Origin of the sequence: Pseudoalteromonas sp. MTN2-4, assembly GCF_042848605.1 — a bacterium.
In the GTDB taxonomy this organism is placed as follows: Bacteria; Pseudomonadota; Gammaproteobacteria; order Enterobacterales; family Alteromonadaceae; genus Pseudoalteromonas.
The window spans coordinates 118,291-140,567 of sequence record NZ_BTGK01000003.1 but is presented as its reverse complement, the minus strand read 5'-3'; the positions used below and the strand labels follow the sequence as shown (position 1 = coordinate 140,567).

Genomic DNA, 22,277 nt, shown 5'->3' with positions numbered 1-22,277 from the left:
CTTCTTAATATCTGCGAATAAATGATTAAAGCCATACCACTCCTCTTAATTAAGCAGTCATTTTTGAGTCAAAGAAAACTGACCGTTAGCAACTTCGATAATTTTGCTATTTAGTTGTTCTAAATAAAAATATTCAACGAAGGCCGCTTCTGTTTTAGTCCTTCAAGAGGATTGAGCATTATTGAGGATTGCTATTAGTCACTATGCGAGTATATAAGTGCCTCAACGATGGCATTTGACAATGGATTGGCTTGGTTATTTTTTGAAATGATTAAACTCACGGGGATCTGATATGTGTATTTCTCAGGCTCTATTACCTTCATTAGTCCTTTATCAACCCAGTAACTCGCGTAATGCTCCGGGAGATAACCAATAAACTGACCAGATAAAATTAAATGCGCAATGCCTTCATCATGATATGCCGTTGCACTGTTTTGATAATTCAAACCATCATTTCTGACTTCTTTGTCTCTCATATAGTTTGAAGTAATCACCTCAGCATCAGATAAACGCTCTGACAATCTCTGTCCTTCTAATCTGAACAGTTCATGCCCTTTGCCACAGTATAGATAATTGTTTTCGTTGTGCAGCGGAATATATTCAAGCCCTCTAATATGATGACGACTCACACCTAAGCCAACAAGGGAACGACCGTTTATCACCGAAGTTTCAACTTCTCTAGCCTCACATACATTAATATCAAATTGAATGTTCTTACTTAGCTGGCGAAGTGACGCTATCGCTTGTGCAACGCCACAGCGGGGGTCACTCACCATTGTATCTATGACAGAGATATTCACTCGACCCGATAACTCATTTTTAGAACTGGCTACAGTATTGGCAAAGGCTTCACATTGACGTAAAAGCTCTAAAGAGGCTTGATAGGTTACCCTACCCGACTCTGTTAACTCAAAACCACTTCGACCTCGCTTACAAAGCTTTATGCCTAAACGAACTTCTAAGTCCGACAAATGTGAACTAATGGTCGAGCGTCCAATATTTAATCTAGATTCTGCAGCAGATAAACCACCACATTCCACGATTGCGACAAAAACTCTTAATAATTTAAGATCTACGTCATGTATTTGCATTAATGTGCCAAATATTTAGTTTGATAAACCCGGAATGAATATCGATTATATGCAATTTATAAAACTTCATCCACTCGTTAATATTTACGCCATAAATATAAGAACTCAATGAATTTGGAGAACAAGATGAAGTTTAGATACGGTGTAGATCGTCTAGATCTTGATACTGTAAATGGTATTGCAAACGGGTCAGTTGATGCTGTTTTAACAAGTGAGGCTATCGACAAAATAAATACAAGCCGCCAACGCGTTGACAAAATGGCTGCATCAGACAAAGCGGTGTATGGCATCAACACCGGCTTTGGACCGCTGTGTGATACGCAAATCACGCCAAAAGAAACAAACCTATTACAAAAAAACCTGCTGATCACTCACGCAGTAGGTGTTGGTAACCCAATCGCTAAATCTATCTCTAAACTAATGCTTATCACTAAAGTACATGCGTTAAGCCAAGGCTTTTCAGGTATTCGTCTTGAAACCGTTGAGCGTATGCTTAAGTTTATTGAGCTTGATTTAATTCCAGTAGTACCAGAACAAGGCTCAGTAGGTGCATCAGGCGATTTAGCGCCATTATCACACTTATTCTTACCCCTACTTGGTGAAGGTGAGTTTTGGGTAGGCGACGAAATTCAACCTGCTGAAAAAGTACTGGCTGACAACAACCTTGAAGCAATGGACTTACATGCCAAAGAAGGTCTAGCGCTGATTAATGGAACTCAGTTTATTTTGTCACATGCCATAACTGGTCTAACTAAAATGCGCTACTTACTCGACCTCGCTGACATTGCAGGCGCAATGAGTATTGAAGGTATGCAAGGTAGTGAGTCGCCATTCAGAGAAGAACTACATGCAATTCGTGCGTTTGAAGGCAACATTGAAGTCGCTCAACGTATGCGTCGATTATTTAAAAGCTCACAAAACATGGCTGATCATGAAGAATGTGACCGCGTACAAGACCCGTATTCTTTACGTTGTATTCCTCAGGTTCACGGCGCATCACGTAACGCGTACAACCATTTAAAATCATTAGCTGAGACCGAAATGAACTCTGTTACTGATAACCCAATCGTTATCAGCGAAGAAGAAGCAATCTCGGGTGGTAGCTTCCACGGTCAGCCGCTAGCAATGGTACTTGACTATGCGTCAATTGCTGCAGCTGAACTGGGTAATATTTCAGACCGTCGTTGTTACTTATTGCTTGAAGGCCTACACGGTCTACCACGTCTATTAACGACATCAGGTGGCCTAAACTCAGGCATGATGATCCCGCAGTACACCACAGCGGCATTGGTAACTGAGAATAAATCACTGTGTTTCCCACCATCAGCTGACAGTGTACCAACATCAATGGGTCAAGAGGATCATGTTTCTATGGGAAGTATTTCTGGCCGTAAATTCAACCAAATTCTTGGTAACCTAGAAAAAATCTTTGCAATTGAATTAATGTACGCAGCCCAAGCCGTTGATTTCAGACGCCCAAATACGTGTTCAGATATTATTGAACAAAACCACGCGTTGATCCGTACTAAGGTCGCCAAGCTTGAAGAAGACAGACTACTTAAACCAGACATCGATGCCATGGTTGAATTTGTTAAATCTCAAGCTTTCACAGTTTCAGTAAACTAAGGAAAACCGACATGAATTTCCAAGATATCATCAAACAAGGTATTCCAAGCGTTTTGCCAGAGCCAAAAGCGTATCCGGCTGGTGCCAACCGCGCACCAAAACGTAAAGATATTTTAAGTGCAGAAGAAAAACAGCTTGCAGTTCGCAATGCCCTCCGCTATTTCCCAAAAGAGTGGCACGCTGAACTCGCCGTTGAATTTGCTCAAGAATTAAAAGATTTTGGCCGTATTTATATGTACCGCTTTAAGCCTAACTATGAGCTAAAAGCACGTTCAATCTCTGATTATCCGGCAAAATGTGAGCAAGCTGCTGCGATCATGCTGATGATCGACAACAACCTTGATCCGGCTGTAGCACAGCACCCAGAAGAGCTTATCACTTATGGTGGTAACGGTGCGGTATTCCAAAACTGGGCACAATACTTACTGGCTATGAAATACCTAAGCGAGATGGAAGAAGACCAAACGCTTCATATGTACTCTGGCCATCCTATGGGTTTATTCCCATCTTCAAAAGACGCACCGCGCGTTGTAGTTACAAACGGTATGATGATCCCGAATTATTCTCAGCCAGATGACTGGGAAAAGTTCAATGCATTAGGTGTCACTCAGTATGGCCAAATGACAGCGGGTTCATTTATGTACATTGGCCCACAAGGTATCGTACACGGTACAACTATTACGGTGATGAACGCATTCCGTAAGGTGCTTAACAAAGGCGAAAGTCCGAAAGGCAAGATCTTCTTAACCGCGGGTCTTGGCGGTATGAGCGGTGCTCAACCAAAAGCGGGGAATATAGCTAACTGTATTACAGTATGTGCCGAAGTTAATCCAAAAGCCGCGATTAAACGTCATGAGCAAGGTTGGGTAGATGAACTCGTTGATAACATCGATGACTTAGTTGCACGCGTGCGTAAAGCACAAGAAAACGAAGAAGTAGTGTCTATTGCGTTCATTGGTAACATTGTAAATGTGTGGGAAAGCTTCTTAGAAGAAGACATCTTTATTCACCTAGGTTCAGACCAAACGTCTCTTCATAACCCTTGGTCAGGCGGCTACTACCCAGCTGATATTAGCTACGAAGAATCAAACCGTTTAATCCGTGAAGAACCTGACCTATTCAAAGAAAAAGTACAATCAACTCTTAAGCGCCACGCTGAAGCAGTAAACAAGCACACAGCGAAAGGCACATATTTCTTCGATTACGGTAATGCGTTCTTACTAGAATCATCGCGTGCGGGCGGTGATGTTATGGCTGAAAACGGCATCGACTTTAAATATCCGTCATACGTGCAAGATATTCTAGGTCCTATGTGTTTTGACTATGGCTTTGGTCCATTTCGTTGGGTATGTACTTCTGGTAACCCTGCAGATTTAGACAAAACAGATGAAATTGCCGCGCAAGTGCTTGAAGAAATCATGGCAAACTCGCCTGAAGAAATTCAACAGCAGATGCAAGACAACATTACGTGGATCAAAGACGCGAAAGAAAACAAGCTAGTTGTTGGTTCACAAGCACGTATTCTATATGCCGACTCTGAAGGCCGCATTAAAATTGCTAAAGCATTTAACGATGCCATTGAACGCGGTGAAATTGGTCCTGTGGTACTTGGTCGTGACCACCACGATGTATCTGGTACAGATTCACCATTTCGCGAAACATCTAACATCTATGATGGCAGCCGCTTCACGGCGGACATGGCTATTCACAATGTGATCGGTGATGGTTTCCGTGGTGCAACATGGGTGTCTATCCACAATGGCGGTGGCGTTGGTTGGGGTGAAGTAATGAATGGTGGTTTCGGTATGCTACTCGACGGTAGTGATGATGCTGAGCGTCGCCTTAAATCTATGCTGTTGTTCGACGTAAACAATGGTATTGCGCGTCGCAGCTGGGCACGTAACGAAGAAGCCAATTTTGCAATCAAACGTGAAATGGCGCGTACACCTAAGCTTAAAGTCACGCTATCACAAAATGTCGAAGACGATATTTTAAATAAGTTGGATTTTTAATAAAACAAGCTGTTTTTCTGAGAAAGCCGTTTCAATACATGAAACGGCTTTTTTTTGATTCGACTTTATATTTATTGTGCAAGCTAGGTGCAAAATGATCTTAACTAAGATTGTTTCTCACTATAAATTCGACACACTCAAACAAAAACCTTTTGATAGCGGTTTATTTAAAAGTAACCTTACCACCAACAATTTTTAGTGCGGGCGTGCCTCTGATCAGTGTTTTTCTTGCAAATTCAATATTACACTGAGGACAATGTATTTTATCGTTTGTGTAATCTTCAACAATTCGCTCTTCAAAACATTTAACTAGCGCACCTTTACCGCCCTTTCGGTATTTAAAAAGTTGAGTTCTACATTTTGCGCAAAAAATATCAACGGTTCTTACCGGCCCTTTCTTATTGGGTTTTGCCATGGCGATTATTTATAAAAAACAGCCAACCAAATCGTTGGCTGTTGTTCTGAAGTTTGTTTCACTTTGTGCTTTGTATGAGCTGGTATATTAAATGAATCTCCTTTCTCTAGCCTCACACATTTGCCATTTTCAAATTCAAGTACGCCAAACCCTTCTAAGACCATCACCCATTCATGCTCGTCTTGGTCATACCAACCCGTTGCAGGTGAGCTATGTCCTTTAGAAATAATTCGCTCAACCCGAACAGAATCAGTATTAATTAGTTCTTCAAAGACTTCGTTTGATAAGTCAGTAGGAATATTATTAAGTAAGTTAACTGTCATTCGCTTAAGTTATGGCTGTTGGTTTTGGTTTCTCATCGGTTACATGTTCTTCAATTAAATTGATTTGCCCTGATAGCCAATCATTTAACTGAATTGCGACCTCAGGCATTATGTCATTTTTACCAGCGTTTTTGTAGCTGGCGAGCGAAGGCAAACCTGTTTGCAACCGCAAAGTATGGTCCATATTTTCGATGATATGTGTACTTGTTGATGCTTTTGTAACCTTGTCGATGAGCTTAGTATCATCAGAGTGACATTGAAAGTCCTTTTCACCTCCAATCGCTAATATTGGTTTTATCGTGTTAGCCAAATGCGACTTCACATCATAATTAAAGGTTTCTCTGTAGAACTTGGTGCTTACTTTTTGAAAGCCAACTCTCACTGTTGGTTTATCGGTACTTTCAACTTTTTGCCGCAAATCTCGCATAGTTTTAGCAGGGTCTTTGGTGTACAAAAAAAGCCTTAAGATCTTGCCTTTTAGGCCCTTCAAAGCATCGAGATCTCGATTCATTACTTCCGCATTTTTAATGCCATCTTCTTCAAAGCTACGAAGGCTAGCGCAAAGCATAATTAACCCAGAAATAAGTTTATTCTCATTTGCTATTTCAGGTGCTAAACAAGCCCCTTCACTATGCCCTAATACATAAATAGCGTCAGTATTTACTTGTTTATGGGTTGAAATATGGTTGATTGCTTGGTGAGCATCTAACACAACTTCTTCTAACCCAGCTGTTTTAAAATCGCCTTCACTTTTACCTGCACCACGCTTGTCATAACAAAAACTGGCGTAACCGGCTTCAATTAACTGCTCTGAAAGTTGTTTAAAAATATTGGTATCGAAACCATTTATGTTGCCATCTCTGTCTTGCTGGCCACTACCGTGAACCATAACAACACAAGGAAATTTTCCATTACTTTTAGGTAATGACAATGTACCTTTTAAGTTTAGCGTTTGTGACTTAAATACAATCTCTTCCTGAACCATTTTTACTCCTTGAAGCTTAAAATAAGCTTTATTCTTCTGGGTCTTGTGGATGTACTTCGGTTACCACTTTTTGCACTATTTTCACCCTGCCCGATTTTACCAATGCATCTCGCAAAATATACTCTATTTGCGCGTTTACACTGCGTAAGTCATCGTCGGCCCAGCGCTGTACTGCGGCTAATACATCAGGGTTTATTCTAAGTGGGTAACTTTTCTTACTGGCCAAAATAAGCCTCTTTAAATTGCTGAGTTGAAGCTTACACTTCAACTCAATTTGAAAATCTAATATCAGTAAAGGCTACCTGCATTGACCACAGGTTGCGTATTTTGCTCGGCGCATAATACCACCAGCAAGTTGCTAACCATGGCTGCTTTACGCTCTTCGTCTAGCTCTACGATTTCTCGCTCAGACAATCGGCTTAATGCAAGCTCTACCATACCAACAGCACCATCTACGATTTTTTGTCTTGCAGCAATAATGGCTGAAGCTTGTTGACGTTGTAACATGGCACTGGCAATTTCAGAGGCATAGGCAAGGTGTGAAATTCTAGCTTCATGTACTTTTACACCTGCTTTTGCCAATCTGTCTTGAATTTCTGTTTTTAGTGCTTCAGAGACTTGAATTGGGTGACTGCGCAATGCAATTTCATCACCATCATGTTGATCGTATGGATAGGCACTCGACATATTTCTCAGTGCAGCCTCACTTTGAATATTTACAAAGCTTTCATAGTCATCAACTTCAAATACCGCTTCTGCAGTGTCCTTTACTGACCAAACAACCACAGTAGCAATTTCGATTGGATTGCCATGTGCGTCGTTGACCTTAATTTTGTTGCTTTCAAAATTTCTTAACCTTAAAGAAATATTTCTGCGAATAAAGAAAGGGATCGTCCAACGCAAACCATTTTCTTTAACTGTGCCAACATAACTACCAAATAAGGTTAGAACGCGGCCTTGGTTTGGCTGCACCATAAATAAACCAGCTAAACACGCTAAACTAAGGGCTGCTATAACGACGAATAAAATACCATCGCCATTTACGGGGTTAAATTGACTCAAACAAACTAATGCGATTGCAATAAAAATCACCGTTGCAACATACCCGTTTATTGAGAATCCTTTTGTTTCTTTCATTGAAAACTCCATCAATGTGATATCAAGTTGATATCACATTAGATCGTGTTTGGATTTTTGGCAAGTAGTTTGTTTCTATTTTGTAGATGTCTATTTGTAACTATTTATTTTATTTTCAAGCAAAGCGATAGACTTATCGTTTGGAAAATCGAGTCTAAATACCTGGTATGCCTGCTCTGCTTCTTTAATTAATTGCTGCTCTAAGTAGGCGTTAATCAGAGACTGTGATAGTTTAGGATGCTTAAAGATGTTTGCTATTTCAGCTTTAAGCGTTAACTCCTGTATTTTTTGTTCTTGCGTTTGTGCGAGTCTATATGCGTAAAAAGCGTAGAGCCCCAAATAGTTTAAGTCATATCTCGTTTTATCTTTTGCAAGCTCAATTGAAATAACCGCAGCACCGTTTGATTTGGCCTGTGTTATTAATTCGAATGTTGCTTCATCTTTAAAGGGTGTTCTTTGCTTTGGTGAAATACCTAACTTTAGTAACAAGGCTTCGGCAGCTTTCGCAACACTCATAGGGTTTTGAGCTGTTATAAGCGTTCCATCAACAGCAATATACGGCATCATTGGGCTGTTTTTCACAAATATCGCACCTCGCTCAATCAACTTTTCTTCAAGTGAAAATGGAAACTTATCAAGTAGCTCTGCATTAAAAGCTTGCTCTTCGATTTGCGTAAAACTATTTACCTTCTTGCCTGTAACAAAATAACGACCATCAGAACGTTTTAAATTAACCAGTGCAGCAGGTCCATGACATACAGCGGCGATTGGAGATTGCTGTTCGATAAACTGATTAATAAAATTTTGAGTTGCAGAGTCAAAAGGTAAATCAAACATTGCTCCGTCTCCCCCAACAATAAATAAAGCGTCATAGCTTTGCTTAATTGCCTGTTTTGCTGAGTGAGTATTTTGCAATTTATGAAAGGCAAGACCTTTGAATTTTTGTATATAAACTAGGTTGTCTTTATTAGTTTTTACAACAACCTCACCGCCTTTAGGCGTGACAATATCAAGCTCTAAGTTATGGTTATGCAAAACCAAATAAGTTTGTGCAAGCTCTTCAAGGTCATAACTAATTTTACCTTGGGTCTCATTGCCGTAACCGGAAATTAATAGAGCGACTTTTTTGGCAAATACATGGGGGCTTATTAAGCCCAGACAAATTATGAATAAAGTTAAATATTTCATTGCTGCTTCTCCTTGTTGAAGTTAGCAGCACTTTATATTTTATTTTGTCGTGACTTTGTCGTGATTTAATTATTTGAGTATTAATTTAATCGTTAAGTGGATTATCAAAGCTTATTTTCACTATAAAGTAACCTTGCGGTTGCTCAATGTGCAATTGCCAATTTAATTGCTCACAAATACGCTTTATTAAGTTTAAACCATGCCCTAACCCTCCACTCTGCTTGCCTTTTACGCCGCTTGCCAATGGTGAATTGATGGTGTTTTGTTGAGTATGATTTTCAAAAATAAGTTGTCGATTATTTAAGGTGATGTCGGCATTATCGCCACTTGCGTGTCGTACAATGTTAGACAATAGATTTAGCATCAGAATGTTAACCAGATTTTGGTTACACGTTACTTCAACATCCCCGTCAAAATTAAGAGTTAACTCAAGATGTTTGTCTGCTTGTGCAAGTAAAAAATCGAATTGCTTAATAATCAAAGACTCTAACTCAGCAGTTAAATTAACCACCTCTGTTTGGCTGGTTTCGGTACGTGCAAGCGCCAATAAAATTGAAGTGATTTGATTGATATTGGCAACTGCCTTCGCAACTGTATCAAAATTATCTTCTGTGATTATTTTTTCTTCTTTACTTTCTGAAAGTACATTTTGAATAATCGCCACAGGCGTTCTGATTTCGTGACTTATGTCTTTGGTAAAAACGCGCTCTCGATCAAGTGCGCTATTCAACTGAGTAAAAGCGTTTTTAGTATTGAGTGCTAATAAACCGATTTCGTTTTCTGGAAATACATCAGGCTCAATGTTGTCTGCATTTTTTGTGTTCACTTGAGATGCGAGCGTTTTTAAAGGCCTTGTTATCTTCTTGGCAGTCAATAAGCTAACAACGAGGGCTATGGCAGAAATAACACAAGCTATTACTAAAAGCCACACGAGCAAGTTTGGCATATTATCTTTGCTGACCTCGAACTGCTCTACGTCAGCGAGCAAAAATAAGTGTTGTCCACCTAATTCTAGGGTGGTCATATGGAGCGTTTTGCCAGAACTTATTTGGTACTCGACTTTGCTAGCGTTTGACGGGTATTCTTTTTGGATCTCGATAGGCAGATCTGCAAAGTTTATAACCAAGTGCATATAATTAGCTTTTGGTGGCAGCACCACGCCTGAACGTTTAAATTGTTCAGTAATATAAGTAGCTTCGTCGTTGACTAAACGGTTAAAAATATTATCTTCAATTGTCCATGCATATAAGATAATCAACAAGCTATAAATAAGCGAGATAGATATCACAGTCGCTATAATAACGCGACTTATACTGCTTGAAAGGCTTTTCATCGTTGCTTCACTTTATTTTAGTTATTCTAATTAAAATGCTCTTTTTTTAGACACGCATTACTCAGGCACAACAATTTTAAAACCAATTCCGTGAACCGTTTTTATCATCTGGTACTCAAACGGTTTATCTATGGCGTTGCGAAGCGTATATATATGACTGCGAACGGCATCGGTATCAGGCATATCATCCCCCCATACTTTTTCAATCAATTGGCGTTTACTCAACGCGTTCGGGTATGCTTCAGCAAGCAATTTAAGCAATAAGAAATCAGTTTTTGAGAGTTTTATGTTCTGACCGCCGCGCTGAACTGTTTTTTGATGAAAGTCTATTTCTAAATCACCAATACATGCCTTCTGAGACTTATGTAATTGATGCCTTCTAGCGAGTGCCAAACACCGAACATAAACCTCCTCTAACACGTAAGGTTTTGTTAGGTAATCGTCTGTGCCGTGTGAAAAGCCATCTAGTTTTTCTTCAATACTGTCTCTTGCGGTGAGCATCAATACAGGAATATTCGTCGTAAGCTCTAATTTGATAAAACGACAAAGATTTAGTCCATCAATGTCTGGTAAGGTTAAATCTAATATCACAACATCAAAATGCTCAGACTCAAGTAAGTTAGTCGCTAGTTGACCATTACAGGCATAGTCAACGACCATGCCTTTTTGCATAAGGAAATTACTCAGCTGCTCTGCTAATTGCTGATTATCTTCAACCAATAAAATATGGCATTTTTCTACTTTCATTTAACTGTCTTTTGTCGAATTAATTCTAGTGTGGCCGCAATGGTCTTATCATCCATGTTTTGCGTGATACTATTGCCTGGCTCAATCTCATAATGTGGTTGAACACCTTGTTGAATCAACTCCCCACTCGGTCTAACTAACAAGCGAGTCGTAATATAGGCTCTCAATTCTGAATGAGGTAAATTGAATAAATTTCCCTGCCCTGATTGATTGGCAAAACCTTGTGTTGGCTGACCGACTAAGGTTGCAAAGCCATTATCTTTTAAGGTCGTTGCGAATACGATGGCAGCTGAATAACTAATAGCGCCTGTCAGTAAATAAACCTTACCAGTAAATCTGATATCGTCACTCATTGGCGCTTCCCAATCATCCCAATCCGTGTCGAGAATTTCCCCTACTTCACCTTTATAATGAAACCAACCACGGTTGTCTTTGTTGAGTTTTTCTTGCAGCGCTGAGATCAATCTAAATGGTTTATTTGCAAGGTAGCGGCTTAAATAAGCAACGGTATCCGTATTACCGCCGGGGTTGTTTCTAATATCAATAATAAGAGAGTGAATGTTTGACGCATTAATTTTCTTAAAGCTTTCATCAACAAAATCTTCAAACTCACTTGGTTTTATATCAAAGTGATCTAAATATAATAAACCGATACCTTCTTCTAACTCTTTAAAATAAAGATCTTGATTTGTTTTTCCTGAAATAGCATTTGCTGTCTGTTGCCAATCTTGGGCTTGAGTTATCTCTAATGTTTTAGTTCTCCCATCAGATTCTATTTCAAGTTTAAATTCGTTAATAAAACCGTATACAGCCCATAAGTTAACGGGGAATCTCGCTGCCACGACTTTTTCACGAAGAAGCTGACTTTCACCACCTGTATATTTTTGCAAGTCTTTTACAAGGTCTTTTGTTGAAATACCATTAATCGACAAAATTTCACTTTCGCCTACAACCCTTTCACTACCTGATTGATAGTCATGTTGTATATATAGCTCTTGCTGTGAATTGATAAATACTTCAAAAGGAAAAGGTTTCGCACCTTGCTCTTTAAGCAAGTTATATTCTTGATACGGCCAAATCAAAAATGCATGCCCATCATTAAACTTATGGCTGAGTTGTCCCACTATTCTATAAAACTCGGTTCGCATTAAAGGCCGAGTAATTTGCGACTTGAGCACTTCAGTGAAGCTTTTTAGCTCTGAGATTTGAGTGTACTGTTCAAGATTTGGGTGACGCTCCAATGCACCTTGTAATAAAGCATCAATATCTTGATGCATTTGCTCAACAGATAAATGTTCTGTCAGCAAGGTTTCATCCGACAACTCAGGCATTATCTCTAAATGGCTACCTTGGCAGGCAACTAACACGGGTAGTACACACGCCAACATCAGTGATTTATTAAGTGATTTAAGAATTTGTTTGAACATCGCTTTGCTCCTTTGCGGTATCTCATACCAATCCTCAATAATACTCAATCATTTTGAGGGACTAAAACTGTCGCTAGCTTCGTTAAAAATATCTTCTTTAGAACAACTAAATAGCTAAATTTTCGCCTTGCTATCGACAAGTTTTCTTTGCCTCAAAATAGATCACTTAATTAAGAGGATTGGTATCGCAAAGTTAGCAAAGCGTTTGTGAAGGTTTTGTCGTGAAATGCGAATGATTAATTTCAGCTACAGGATAGGCACCCGCTTTACTCGTCGTGCTTGCTTGATATTAAACAAGTTTGTTTTAAGGGCTTGGAAGTCTTTGAGTTGCTTATCATTATGCACTTGTTGCTCTAAGGAAGTATAAATAATATTGGAATCTAAAAAATACTCTTTAGAAAACCCGCTTTGTACGGCTTTCTCCACTAAATGTAAAAATTGCTCAGGATCTTTGTTATTTAACGCGATGAGCGAAGCGATAAATTGGTTGGAGTATCTATCACCTTCTGAAGTTTTGCCATTCACAATTCTATTTTTACCGTCAACCAAATTGGCGAACAACTTCGCTAGATTTGCATATTTACTTTGGCTAATAGCAACCCGCTCTAAATGAAACAGTGACTTATCTATTTTTCCTTGTAAGTCTAAAGCACTTGCCATGAGTAAATGCCCTTCAATAAAGTTTGGCTTTAAGGTCAGTAATTCAGTTAAGGTTTTTTCTGCTTTTTCATGATGCTTAATTTCCAAGAAATACTCAGCTTGAGTCAGTGAATAAAACGCATCTTGAGGAGAAGACGCTATCAATGAGTCTAAATGACGTTCACTCCAACTAAACATGTTTTTATTTAATAAAACCTGAACCCGTATCTTTTGTACAAGCGGATTGTCTGGTTGTAGTTTATGCGCAATTTGAATAGCATTCCACGCCCCTGAAATATCACCACGGTGATTCAGTGCACTAGATTTGACGGCATGCGCGTTCACCCATTTAGGCGAAAGTGAAATAGCTTTACTGGCGCTTTCAATGGCGTTTTTATATTTCCCCTGCTCAATCTGCACATTCCCAAGCGCAACATAAGGCCATGGTTGGCTGTTCGAAGCGTTAATTGCCTTTAATGCAAATTGATAGGCTTGTATTAAATCGTCTTGATTGGCGCCATGTAACTTATGTTTAGTTAAATACAATTCGCTTAATATTGAGAAAATAGCGACTTTATTGCTGGCGTGTTTGATTGAGTTTTCTAGCTCGCTAATCGCACTATCTATTTTTGAGCTGTCTTGTAACCCCATAAATCGAGACACATCTAGCTCAATCGATGCATCGTGAGATGATAGACTTATATTTGCTTGTACTGGTTGCTGTATCTTACTTGATTCTGTTTGCTTAAAAACACCTAAAGCAATCCCAAAGATGACTAATCCACTAAGCATGACACGGTGCCTAATAGAAAAATGAACTTGAGGACTTACAAGTTTTGGTGGATTTTGTTGTTCTTCTAGTTGGCTAACTGTATGTTCAAAAAGCTTAACTGATAAATTTAAACGATATCCTAGCCCTCGTTCTGCGATAATAGGATCTTGTTCTTTTTCGACTGCCAAAACTTCCCTAAGGCGAGATACACGTTTTTTAATGGTGTCTTCTGAGACGATTTTCCCCTGCCATACATAATCCAAGAGTATGTCATGAGAAACGACATTCGGCGCGCGTTCAGCCAAACACACCAATAATCGATACGATAACTCAGGCAAAAAAACCTCTATAGAACCTTTAAATAATTTTCGCTCATCAAGGTTTAAAGTTAGGTTTTTTCCGACTCTATAAACTGACATCCCATTCCTTAAATATACTTAACTTTTTCTTATTATTAGATAAGTTATCTTGTCACTTTGCGTCACCCTAACTCACTTTAATTCACTCTTCAATTAGTTTGAATGTCGTTAAATTAAATGCATGTTTAATTTAGGAAAAGCATGATGCGTACTAAGATTCTTTTTTTATTTATATTTTTTACTTCATTTTTAAGCGTTGCAAATCAAATAAAGAGCAAAAAAATTGACAAGCTACTGACTCAATATCACCAATTAGAGCAATTTAATGGTGTCGCGTTAATCAGCCATAAAGGGAAAGTGCTCTTGAAAAAAGGTTATGGAAAAGCCAACTTTGAATGGGACATTAATCATACTGTTGAAGGTAAATTCAAAATCGCCTCAATAACTAAGCAGTTTACAGCCATGTTGATACTTCAACTTGTTGAGCAAAAAAAGCTAAAGCTGGATGAAAAGTTAATCGAATACTATCCAGGCTACAGAGCAGATACTGGCTCGAAAATTACAATTAGACAGTTACTCAATCACACATCGGGCCTTGGCAATTTCTTTCACCTTGATGGCTACAAAGCTGTTGAAGCAAGGAACCCTTTCACGCTTGACGAGTTTATCTCAAAGTTTTGTAGTGAGGATTTAAACTTCGAGCCAGGCACTCAATTCAGATATAGCAATGCGGGTTATACAATTTTAGGTAAAGTCATCGAACAAGTAACAGGTAAATCTTATAGCGAAGTTTTAACACAGCAAATCCTAAAACCGCTTAATATGAATAACTCTGGATTTAACCAACAACATTCTGTACTAAACAATCGAGTGACTGGTTATGAACGACTATTAAATCGTTTAGAACACGCAAGCTTTATAGACATGTCAGTGCCCTTTTCTGCGGGCAGTATGTATTCAACGGCCATGGATTTGTATCTTTGGGATCGAGGCTTAGCCGAAAACAAAATCTTATCTAAACCGTTAACCAAAGTTTTATATCAAGTCACTGAGCATAGAAACTATGCTGCAGGTTGGTTGGTTGAAAACTACCCAAAAGAGCAATTCGGTAAACCTCTCACTCGAGTACATCATGGCGGTATGATCCCTGGCTTTAATGCCAATATTAGTCGAGTGTTTGAAGACGACATTTTAGTTGTATTGCTTGATAATACGGGTGGTGCGCCAATGACACCAATCACCGAAAAAATTCTGAGTATTATCTATGACAAAGACTATGAACAGCCTGAATTAAGACTTTCACAACAACTCTATAAAATGATCATAGATCATGGAACTTCTACATCAATCACTTGGTATAAAACATTGATAGCAGAACACGAAGGGTTTAGTGAGCCTCAATTAATCAGATTTGCATATGAGCTCGTTGATGCTAACGAACAACAATCTGCTATTGCCTTTTTAACGCTAAATGCTTATCTCAATCCAGAATCAACTCGTGCTAAACAGGCATTAAAAAGGATAAGGTCACTTTAGTCTTATCATTTTCGGTGTACATTTCATTAATTTTAATTATAATCCCCGAACCCATATTGGGGCCAATCAATAACATAAAAAATTAAACGTAAAAAGGACGATAATGCGTAAAATAGCTTTTGCTCTTACTTCTGCTCTTTTCTTATCACCATCAACATTTGCAGATAATAGCATTTACACAGACATTCTACTTGGTAATGCAAAACATGAACTCGAATCAAATTATAAGGTTTCAAGCCCTTATTATTCTGGCGAAGCAAGTTATAAGCAACCGAGTTTAAATACGACCTCTTTTGGCGTTAGATTAGGCTATCAATTTACATCTAACTTTAGTGTTGAACTTGGCCATAATCAGTTCGGCGAAACAGATCATACCTTTATTGACGAATTTAATGACACCATCAATAACAAAGTTAAGAGCTCATCAACCACCCTAGGTGTAAATGCTCAATGGCCAATCAACGATAAATTTTTTATCAATGGCCGAGTAGGTATTGCTGCATGGGATTTAAAAGCTGAAAGTACTGATAGTTACTATCCTGGTGAAGTTGAAAAAGATAGCGAAGATGGTAATGATCTTTACTATGGTTTCGGATTTAAATACTTAGCTTCTGATAACATCTATCTTGGTTTAGAATACTCTATTACTAATATGGCGTCGGACAAAACTGAAAAAGATGGTGAATTTTCAGAAAAAGTAAACATAGACTATGATGTAAGCAACTTTGCAATTTTTGTTGGCATTAACTTCTAATCTAAGTCTTAAGTAAGAGTTTAAAACATTATTTAAGCTCATTACTCAACATATCAATAAAGCGCCTGACTTTAGAAGACAGGTGCTTTCTACTTGGGTAAACCGCGTAAACATTCACTGTTGGTTGCTTATATTCTGCGAAAAGGATCTGTAAGTTGCCTGATGCAATACCACCCGATAAATAAAATTCAGGTAAACGTGTGATCCCTATGCCCGCCTCGACCAGTGCTGTTTCAGCGTCGCCATTATTACAAAGTGCTTTGAGTTTCACATCAACGGTAAATTGCTCGCCATCAACTGCCGTAAATGTCCATTTATCTGGGTTCTTATGATTACTGTAACCTATACAATGGTGATTATATAGCTCTCTGGGGTGATGAGGGTGACCAAATTGTGCAAGATAAGATTTGGATGCAACAACATAAGTTGGGCAGGCGTAAATCTTTTTGCAAATTAGGCTAGATTCATCTAACGCAGGCGTAGCTCTGATCACAAGATCAAAACCATCTGCAACCAAATCGACCCGTTTATCACTCAAATCTAAATCAAGCGTCACATTTGGATAAAGCTTTAAAAACTTCACCAATATAGACTGGATATGGGAGCGGTATAGCCCAATTGGGCAACTTAACTTTAAATTGCCTTTAGGCGTATCATCTCCCTGTGTTACTAGGTTAAAGGCATCTTGTGCATCACTTATTAGTTGAATGCATTGCTGATAATAAGCCTCACCTTCAGGTGTGAGCGCCAAAGAACGTGTGGTTCTATTTAACAGCCTTACACCGAGTCTTGATTCAAGCTTATTCATTTCTTTAGAAATATGAGAATTAGAATGGCCCAATTGCTGCGCGGCACTTGCAAAGCTTCCTCGCTTAACCACTTCAACAAAAATTTCTATTCCTTCAAACAGCTTATTCATAGTCATATGGAAATAGTGAAAACACAAATAAGGGATTAATAACTAAATAAAGATAATATAGACTATATTTCATCGAGTCGAGCAATGAATTTAAGACTCATCACTTAATAAATGAGGAAGAAATCATGAAAGTATTAGCATTTGCAGCAAGTAGCAGCCGTCAATCAATTAACAAACAGTTGGCGCAGTACACGGCAAATCAAATTGAAAACGCAGACGTTGAATTATTAGATTTAAACGATTTTGAAATGCCAATCTACAGCTCAGATCGTGAAAATGAATCAGGTATTCCAGAACAAGCACAAACTTTTTTCAAAAAAATTGGCGAAGCTGATGCCATTGTTATTTCTTTTGCTGAGCACAATGGTTCTTATACTGCTGCCTACAAAAACATTTTTGATTGGACATCACGTATTGATATGAAAGTTTACCAAGGTAAACCAGTTATTTTGTTAGCGACTTCACCAGGCCCTGGTGGTGCGCAAAGTGTACTCGCTTCTGCAGTTGGTTCATCTCAGTTTTTTGCGATGGATGTAAAAGGCTCACTTTCTGTACCGAGTTTCTATGATAATTTCGACTTAGAAACCGGTCAGTTAACAAACCAAGAGCTTGTAGACCAAATCAAAACTATCACTGCTTTGGTTTAAAATCTTCTATGAGCTGTGTATAAACACAGCTCATATTTAAAATTTAATCACTTTAGAAAAAAGTTGATCATAACTACCTGATTGTTTCATTCTAAGTAAAGCTTCATCAAAAATCTTCAGAATACCGGCATTATTCTTATCTGCTTTCGATAAAATGATGTGGCTGTTTTTCCGCATGAACGGCTGTTCAATATGCCCTATGTTTTTCACTTCTTGCTCTGAAAAATGCTGACGCAACAAATAGAAGCCAACCGCCATTTCTTGTGGGTAAATTGATACTCTGTTTTTTAACAACATGCCAAATGCTTGCTCATCATTAGACACTCTTTGTATGTTGATTTGTTTCGCTCGAATAATGTTATCTAGGTCGATGCCATAACTGAAATCTTCAAGGCCAACATAGCTATACGACTTTAATGCTTCAAAGCTATCTAGTTTCGGTTTATTTGTTCTGTTGTAAAAAAATACATGCTTTTCTTCTAATACTGGCTCAGAAAAATAAAATTCACTTTCTCTAGATTCAGTTTTAAGCCATAGGCCGGTACCATCAACTCTGCCTAATTGCGCTTGCTCCATCGCTCTCGCCCACGGGTAAAATTCAAAGGAAACTTGATACCCGATATCTGCAAATGCCTCGGTAATTATCTCTGCAATAGCACCGTTATTTGGTAAATCACTGCCCATATAAGGCGGCCACTCTCCAACAGACAAAGTGATTTGTTTCGATGAAGCAAGAAAACTTGAAAATAAAGTCAGTAAGGAAAATATATAGACGGTTATAAGCTGTTTCAATGTGACACCAATCATTATCAAACCTAAATTAACTGTAGTTGATAATTATGGATAAAAAGTGGAAGTTAAACCCAGAATCTAAGTTTCTGGGTTTTAGACAAAGAGATTAAAGTCGTTTAGTTAACACTATAGCAATGCCTAACATAACTGACGAAACCAATAAGCAGGCGCTAAAGCCATAATATTGATACATAACACCAGACAATACAGTACCAGTTAAGCGCCCTGCTGCATTGGCCATATAATAAAAGCCCACATCCATTGATACGCCGTCACTATCTGCACACCTCACAATAAGATAGCTATGTAATGACGAGTTAATAGCAAATACAGCGCCAAAGATGAGTAAACCACTGACAAGGATGACCTCGGGAGAGAAACTTGAATCTAAACCCAATACTATCATTGCCGGAATTATCGCAAGGGTTGTCACCCATGACAGCGCTGATTGCTTACTTTGTGTTAACGCCATATCTCGGCCAGTTACTTTGGGCGCGTTAGCTTGCACTAAGCCATATAAAATGACCCAAACAGCCATAAACGAGCCTACAGTGCTGCTTTGCCAATTTAGTTCACTAACAAAATAAACTGGTAGCGCAACTACAAACCATACATCTCTAGCTGCAAATAAAAATAACCTCGCAGCTGAAAGACGATTGATTTGCGGGCTTTTTGAAAACATTTCGGTGAATTTAGGCTTCGCTTTCTTTTTGCCTAAGTCTGCTTTTAAACGCCACAGGCTTAATAGCCAAACAAGCGTGAGCATACCAGCCATTAACCATAATGCGCCTTGAAAACCAAACAAGGTCAGAAGCAAGCCGCCTAGAAAGAAACCGACACCTTTTAGCGCATTTTTAGAGCCAGTTAAAATAGCCACCCACTTGTACAAAACACCATCGGCGTCTTCAGGTACCAATTTTTTAATGGCACTTTTGGCGCTCATTTTATTGAGATCTTTTGCAATGCCAGATAATGCCTGAGCGCACATGACATAAACAACACTCAACCACTCTGGGTTAATAGCAAGCATGACCAATGCGAAGATTTGAATTGATAAGCCTAAATTCATAGTTTTATTCAAACCAAGTCGCGCACCTAGCCAGCCACCGACTAAGTTAGTCACAACCCCAAAGAATTCATAAAACAAAAACAACATGGCGACTTCAAGCGCACTATAGCCAAGCTGGTGGAAATACAACACCACCAGCATTCTGAGCGCCCCATCTGTTAATGTGAACGCCCAATAATTACTGGTGATAAGTAAATATTGTTTTATGTCATCCGAAAGTTTGGACAACATCTGGATTATCCCCATTTTTGCTCAATAACATAGCGAACTAGATCTGCAGTACGATTTGCATAACCCCACTCATTGTCATACCACAAGTACATTTTGACTTGCGTACCATTCACGACCATGGTTGATTGCGCATCAACCACGCTGCTTCTTGGATCTGTTTTATAGTCAATTGACACAAGTGGACGAGTCTCAAAACCTAGAATGTCTTTTAGCTCACCTTCAGCCGCTTCTTTCATCCATTCATTGATTTCTTCAGCAGTAGTCGCACGACTTACTTCAAATACACAATCTGTGATTGATGCATTTGCCAAAGGAACACGAACAGCATGACCGTTTAGTTTACCTTTCAATTCAGGAAAAATATGTGTTATTGCAGTAGCAGAGCCCGTTGTGGTTGGGATCAAGCTCATACCACACGCTCTTGCACGACGAAGGTCTTTGTGTGGCGCATCAAGAATGGTTTGAGTATTGGTGATATCGTGAATAGTTGTCATTGAACCGTGCACAATACCAATTTTTTCTTGTAATACTTTAATAGGTGGCGCTAAACAGTTCGTTGTACATGACGCTGCAGTCACAATATTGTGCTTTTCAACATCAAATAAATCATGGTTTACGCCATAAACCACGTTCAGTACACCGTCTTCTTTGACAGGCGCAGTTACGACGACCTGTTTTACACCTTGATCAAAATAAGCTTGAAGTTTAGCTTTGGTCTTCATCACTCCAGAGGCTTCAATCACCAAATCACAGTTTGACCAATCAGACGCTTCTATCATGTTATTTTGAGTAACTGAAATAGTATGACCATTGATAACCATTGTATCGTCAGCAAAATCCACTTCATGGCTCCAACGACCATGCACCGAGTCAAAATTCATCAGATGCGCCAGTGTTTCAGCATTACCTGCTGGGTCATTGATCTGTATTATCTCAATACCTGTAGTGTCATATAAGGCACGCATAGTTAAGCGACCCATACGGCCAAAGCCATTAATTCCAACTTTTATACTCATGTTAACTCCCAGAAATTAAACGAAGACACATCGATTATGGTCAACTTTCTTGAAAATGTGGTTACTAAATTTGAAGAAAAACGTGTCACCTTCAAAATATATGGAAAATCATATATTCGATTTTCCATATATTCAAGTTTAATTTTCGTTCTGGGTGATTAGAGTGGGTTATTTTAGAAAAAAACCATATTTGAATGGATCTGAGTCTTCTAAAACGAAGTTAGAAAATGCAGTTATATATGCTGTGCCAAATACTCGTGGTATTACAGCGTTATAACCATGAAATTGTGACTCTTTTTGGATTGTTACATCAAAGCTACTATCTACGATACTTTCAATGGTAATTTTGTCACCCGCTTTTATTTGCTCTCTAGCATGAAGTATTGCAGCTCTTGCGCTAACACCTGTGCCTGTTGGGCTTCTATCAAGCTCACCATCAGCAAATATACATACATGTTTGCTATGGCTTTCTTTGTCTTTTGTTTGAGATGACGAGTAAAAAATCACACCATATAAAAAACTCAAACTTTCATCTTCTGGGTGTGAGAGCGCTAAAGAGTCGTTGACTAACGCTTTAATATCTTCACCAAGCTCAGATAATTTTGCAGCATTTGCTTTTGACAGCGAGATATCAAGCTTGTCTGCGTCTACGAAAGCATAATAGGCACCACCGAAGGCGACATCAGTTGAAAAAGACCCAAGAGCAGGATGATTAATTTGGTGATCGAGTTTCACTACAAAACTGGCAACATTATCAAAATACGCCTGCCCATTATTATAATAGGCAGTTACCTGCCCTGCTGGAGAGTCAATTTTGAGTTCATCTTTGTCTTTGAAATGGCCTGCTTTTTCAGCCAATGTAGACAGTGCAATGATGGCATGACCGCACATAGTGCTATACCCTTCGTTGTGAAGGAATAACACACCAAAGTCACTGTCTGCTCTTTCACTCTCTGTAATTAAAGCACCATACATATCCGAGTGACCTCTTGGCTCTCCCATAATAGCTGTTCGTAAATGATCTTGATGCTCAAGACATTCAAGCCGTTTATCGACGATACGCTTGCCTTTCAGATGTGCGAACCCGCTTTTAATTACTCTAAGCGGTTCACCACCTGTATGCATATCAATGCACTTTATTTGTATCCCAGACTGGATGTTTAGTGTTTCTAATTGTTTTATAAAATCTGACATGAAACTTCCTTAGATCGAAAAATGCCAAGCAAGCTTGGCATTGGGTGAATGCTGAGCCTAGGTAC

At 38.8% G+C, this 22,277-nt stretch carries 21 protein-coding genes; 5 read left to right on the top strand and 16 right to left on the bottom strand.

The window, feature by feature from the left end; translation table 11 throughout:
* Positions 1-194: 194 nt before the first annotated feature.
* Positions 195-1,091 carry a LysR family transcriptional regulator gene (locus ACGHEH_RS09505; protein WP_390444467.1) on the bottom strand — a complete coding sequence of 299 codons (897 nt, stop codon included), beginning with the start codon at positions 1,089-1,091 and terminating at the stop codon, positions 195-197.
* 126 nt (positions 1,092-1,217) lie between these two features.
* Here ACGHEH_RS09505 and hutH point away from each other — a divergent pair, with 126 nt between their 5' ends.
* A complete protein-coding gene (gene hutH / locus ACGHEH_RS09500) occupies positions 1,218-2,717 on the top strand; it encodes a histidine ammonia-lyase (RefSeq protein ID WP_390444465.1) in 1,500 nt (499 codons plus the stop codon).
* A gap of 11 nt (positions 2,718-2,728) precedes the next feature.
* Entirely contained in the window at positions 2,729-4,729 is a 2,001-nt protein-coding gene (locus tag ACGHEH_RS09495; RefSeq protein ID WP_390444462.1) for a urocanate hydratase, read from the top strand.
* 163 nt (positions 4,730-4,892) lie between these two features.
* Here the strand turns inward: ACGHEH_RS09495 and ACGHEH_RS09490 are convergent, their stop codons facing one another.
* From ACGHEH_RS09490 to ACGHEH_RS09445, 10 genes are all read right to left on the bottom strand, one after another.
* On the bottom strand, positions 4,893-5,144 hold the full coding sequence (locus ACGHEH_RS09490; protein WP_138478675.1) for a hypothetical protein: 252 nt from the start codon (positions 5,142-5,144) through the stop codon (positions 4,893-4,895).
* A gap of 5 nt (positions 5,145-5,149) precedes the next feature.
* Entirely contained in the window at positions 5,150-5,467 is a 318-nt protein-coding gene (locus ACGHEH_RS09485) for a cupin domain-containing protein (protein WP_390444459.1), read from the bottom strand.
* A gap of 4 nt (positions 5,468-5,471) precedes the next feature.
* Positions 5,472-6,452 carry an alpha/beta hydrolase family protein gene (locus ACGHEH_RS09480; RefSeq protein ID WP_390444456.1) on the bottom strand — a complete coding sequence of 327 codons (981 nt, stop codon included), beginning with the start codon at positions 6,450-6,452 and terminating at the stop codon, positions 5,472-5,474.
* Positions 6,453-6,480: 28 nt separating this feature from the next.
* Positions 6,481-6,678, bottom strand: a complete 198-nt coding sequence (locus tag ACGHEH_RS09475; protein WP_058029893.1) for an Arc family DNA-binding protein — start codon at positions 6,676-6,678, stop codon at positions 6,481-6,483.
* Positions 6,679-6,740: 62 nt separating this feature from the next.
* The gene (locus ACGHEH_RS09470) at positions 6,741-7,589 is read right to left on the bottom strand and encodes an SPFH domain-containing protein (protein ID WP_390444453.1); all 849 of its coding nucleotides are present in this window, start codon (positions 7,587-7,589) and stop codon (positions 6,741-6,743) included.
* 90 nt (positions 7,590-7,679) lie between these two features.
* On the bottom strand, positions 7,680-8,777 hold the full coding sequence (locus ACGHEH_RS09465; RefSeq protein WP_390444451.1) for a type 1 glutamine amidotransferase domain-containing protein: 1,098 nt from the start codon (positions 8,775-8,777) through the stop codon (positions 7,680-7,682).
* A gap of 85 nt (positions 8,778-8,862) precedes the next feature.
* The gene (locus tag ACGHEH_RS09460) at positions 8,863-10,110 is read right to left on the bottom strand and encodes a sensor histidine kinase (protein ID WP_390444449.1); all 1,248 of its coding nucleotides are present in this window, start codon (positions 10,108-10,110) and stop codon (positions 8,863-8,865) included.
* A 57-nt stretch (positions 10,111-10,167) separates the two neighbouring features.
* Positions 10,168-10,857, bottom strand: a complete 690-nt coding sequence (locus ACGHEH_RS09455; protein ID WP_390444446.1) for a response regulator transcription factor — start codon at positions 10,855-10,857, stop codon at positions 10,168-10,170.
* A complete protein-coding gene (locus ACGHEH_RS09450; RefSeq protein ID WP_390444445.1) occupies positions 10,854-12,284 on the bottom strand; it encodes a S41 family peptidase in 1,431 nt (476 codons plus the stop codon). Before ACGHEH_RS09450 ends, ACGHEH_RS09455 begins: the two co-directional genes overlap by 4 nt.
* Before the next feature lie 246 nt (positions 12,285-12,530).
* The gene (locus ACGHEH_RS09445; protein ID WP_390444442.1) at positions 12,531-14,114 is read right to left on the bottom strand and encodes a winged helix-turn-helix domain-containing protein; all 1,584 of its coding nucleotides are present in this window, start codon (positions 14,112-14,114) and stop codon (positions 12,531-12,533) included.
* Positions 14,115-14,255: 141 nt separating this feature from the next.
* Here ACGHEH_RS09445 and ACGHEH_RS09440 point away from each other — a divergent pair, with 141 nt between their 5' ends.
* Entirely contained in the window at positions 14,256-15,590 is a 1,335-nt protein-coding gene (locus ACGHEH_RS09440; RefSeq protein ID WP_390444440.1) for a serine hydrolase domain-containing protein, read from the top strand.
* A gap of 103 nt (positions 15,591-15,693) precedes the next feature.
* A complete protein-coding gene (locus ACGHEH_RS09435) occupies positions 15,694-16,344 on the top strand; it encodes an outer membrane beta-barrel protein (RefSeq protein ID WP_390444437.1) in 651 nt (216 codons plus the stop codon).
* Positions 16,345-16,372: 28 nt separating this feature from the next.
* Here ACGHEH_RS09435 and ACGHEH_RS09430 read toward each other — a convergent pair whose 3' ends face one another.
* Positions 16,373-17,263, bottom strand: coding sequence for a LysR family transcriptional regulator (locus ACGHEH_RS09430; RefSeq protein ID WP_390444435.1), 891 nt, complete (start codon positions 17,261-17,263; stop codon positions 16,373-16,375).
* A 125-nt stretch (positions 17,264-17,388) separates the two neighbouring features.
* Here ACGHEH_RS09430 and ACGHEH_RS09425 point away from each other — a divergent pair, with 125 nt between their 5' ends.
* Positions 17,389-17,910: an NADPH-dependent FMN reductase gene (locus tag ACGHEH_RS09425; protein WP_390444432.1), complete on the top strand. Its 522-nt coding sequence runs from the start codon at positions 17,389-17,391 to the stop codon at positions 17,908-17,910.
* Positions 17,911-17,946: 36 nt separating this feature from the next.
* Here ACGHEH_RS09425 and ACGHEH_RS09420 read toward each other — a convergent pair whose 3' ends face one another.
* From ACGHEH_RS09420 to ACGHEH_RS09405, 4 genes are all read right to left on the bottom strand, one after another.
* Complete coding sequence (locus tag ACGHEH_RS09420) at positions 17,947-18,702, bottom strand: substrate-binding periplasmic protein (RefSeq protein ID WP_390444429.1); 756 nt, start codon at positions 18,700-18,702, stop codon at positions 17,947-17,949.
* A 106-nt stretch (positions 18,703-18,808) separates the two neighbouring features.
* A complete protein-coding gene (gene arsJ, locus ACGHEH_RS09415) occupies positions 18,809-20,002 on the bottom strand; it encodes an organoarsenical effux MFS transporter ArsJ (RefSeq protein ID WP_390444427.1) in 1,194 nt (397 codons plus the stop codon).
* Between the two features lie 5 nt (positions 20,003-20,007).
* Positions 20,008-21,018, bottom strand: coding sequence for an ArsJ-associated glyceraldehyde-3-phosphate dehydrogenase (locus ACGHEH_RS09410; protein ID WP_390444424.1), 1,011 nt, complete (start codon positions 21,016-21,018; stop codon positions 20,008-20,010).
* A 168-nt stretch (positions 21,019-21,186) separates the two neighbouring features.
* Positions 21,187-22,212, bottom strand: coding sequence for a proline racemase family protein (locus ACGHEH_RS09405; protein ID WP_390444421.1), 1,026 nt, complete (start codon positions 22,210-22,212; stop codon positions 21,187-21,189).
* Between the last annotated feature and the right edge of the window lie 65 nt (positions 22,213-22,277).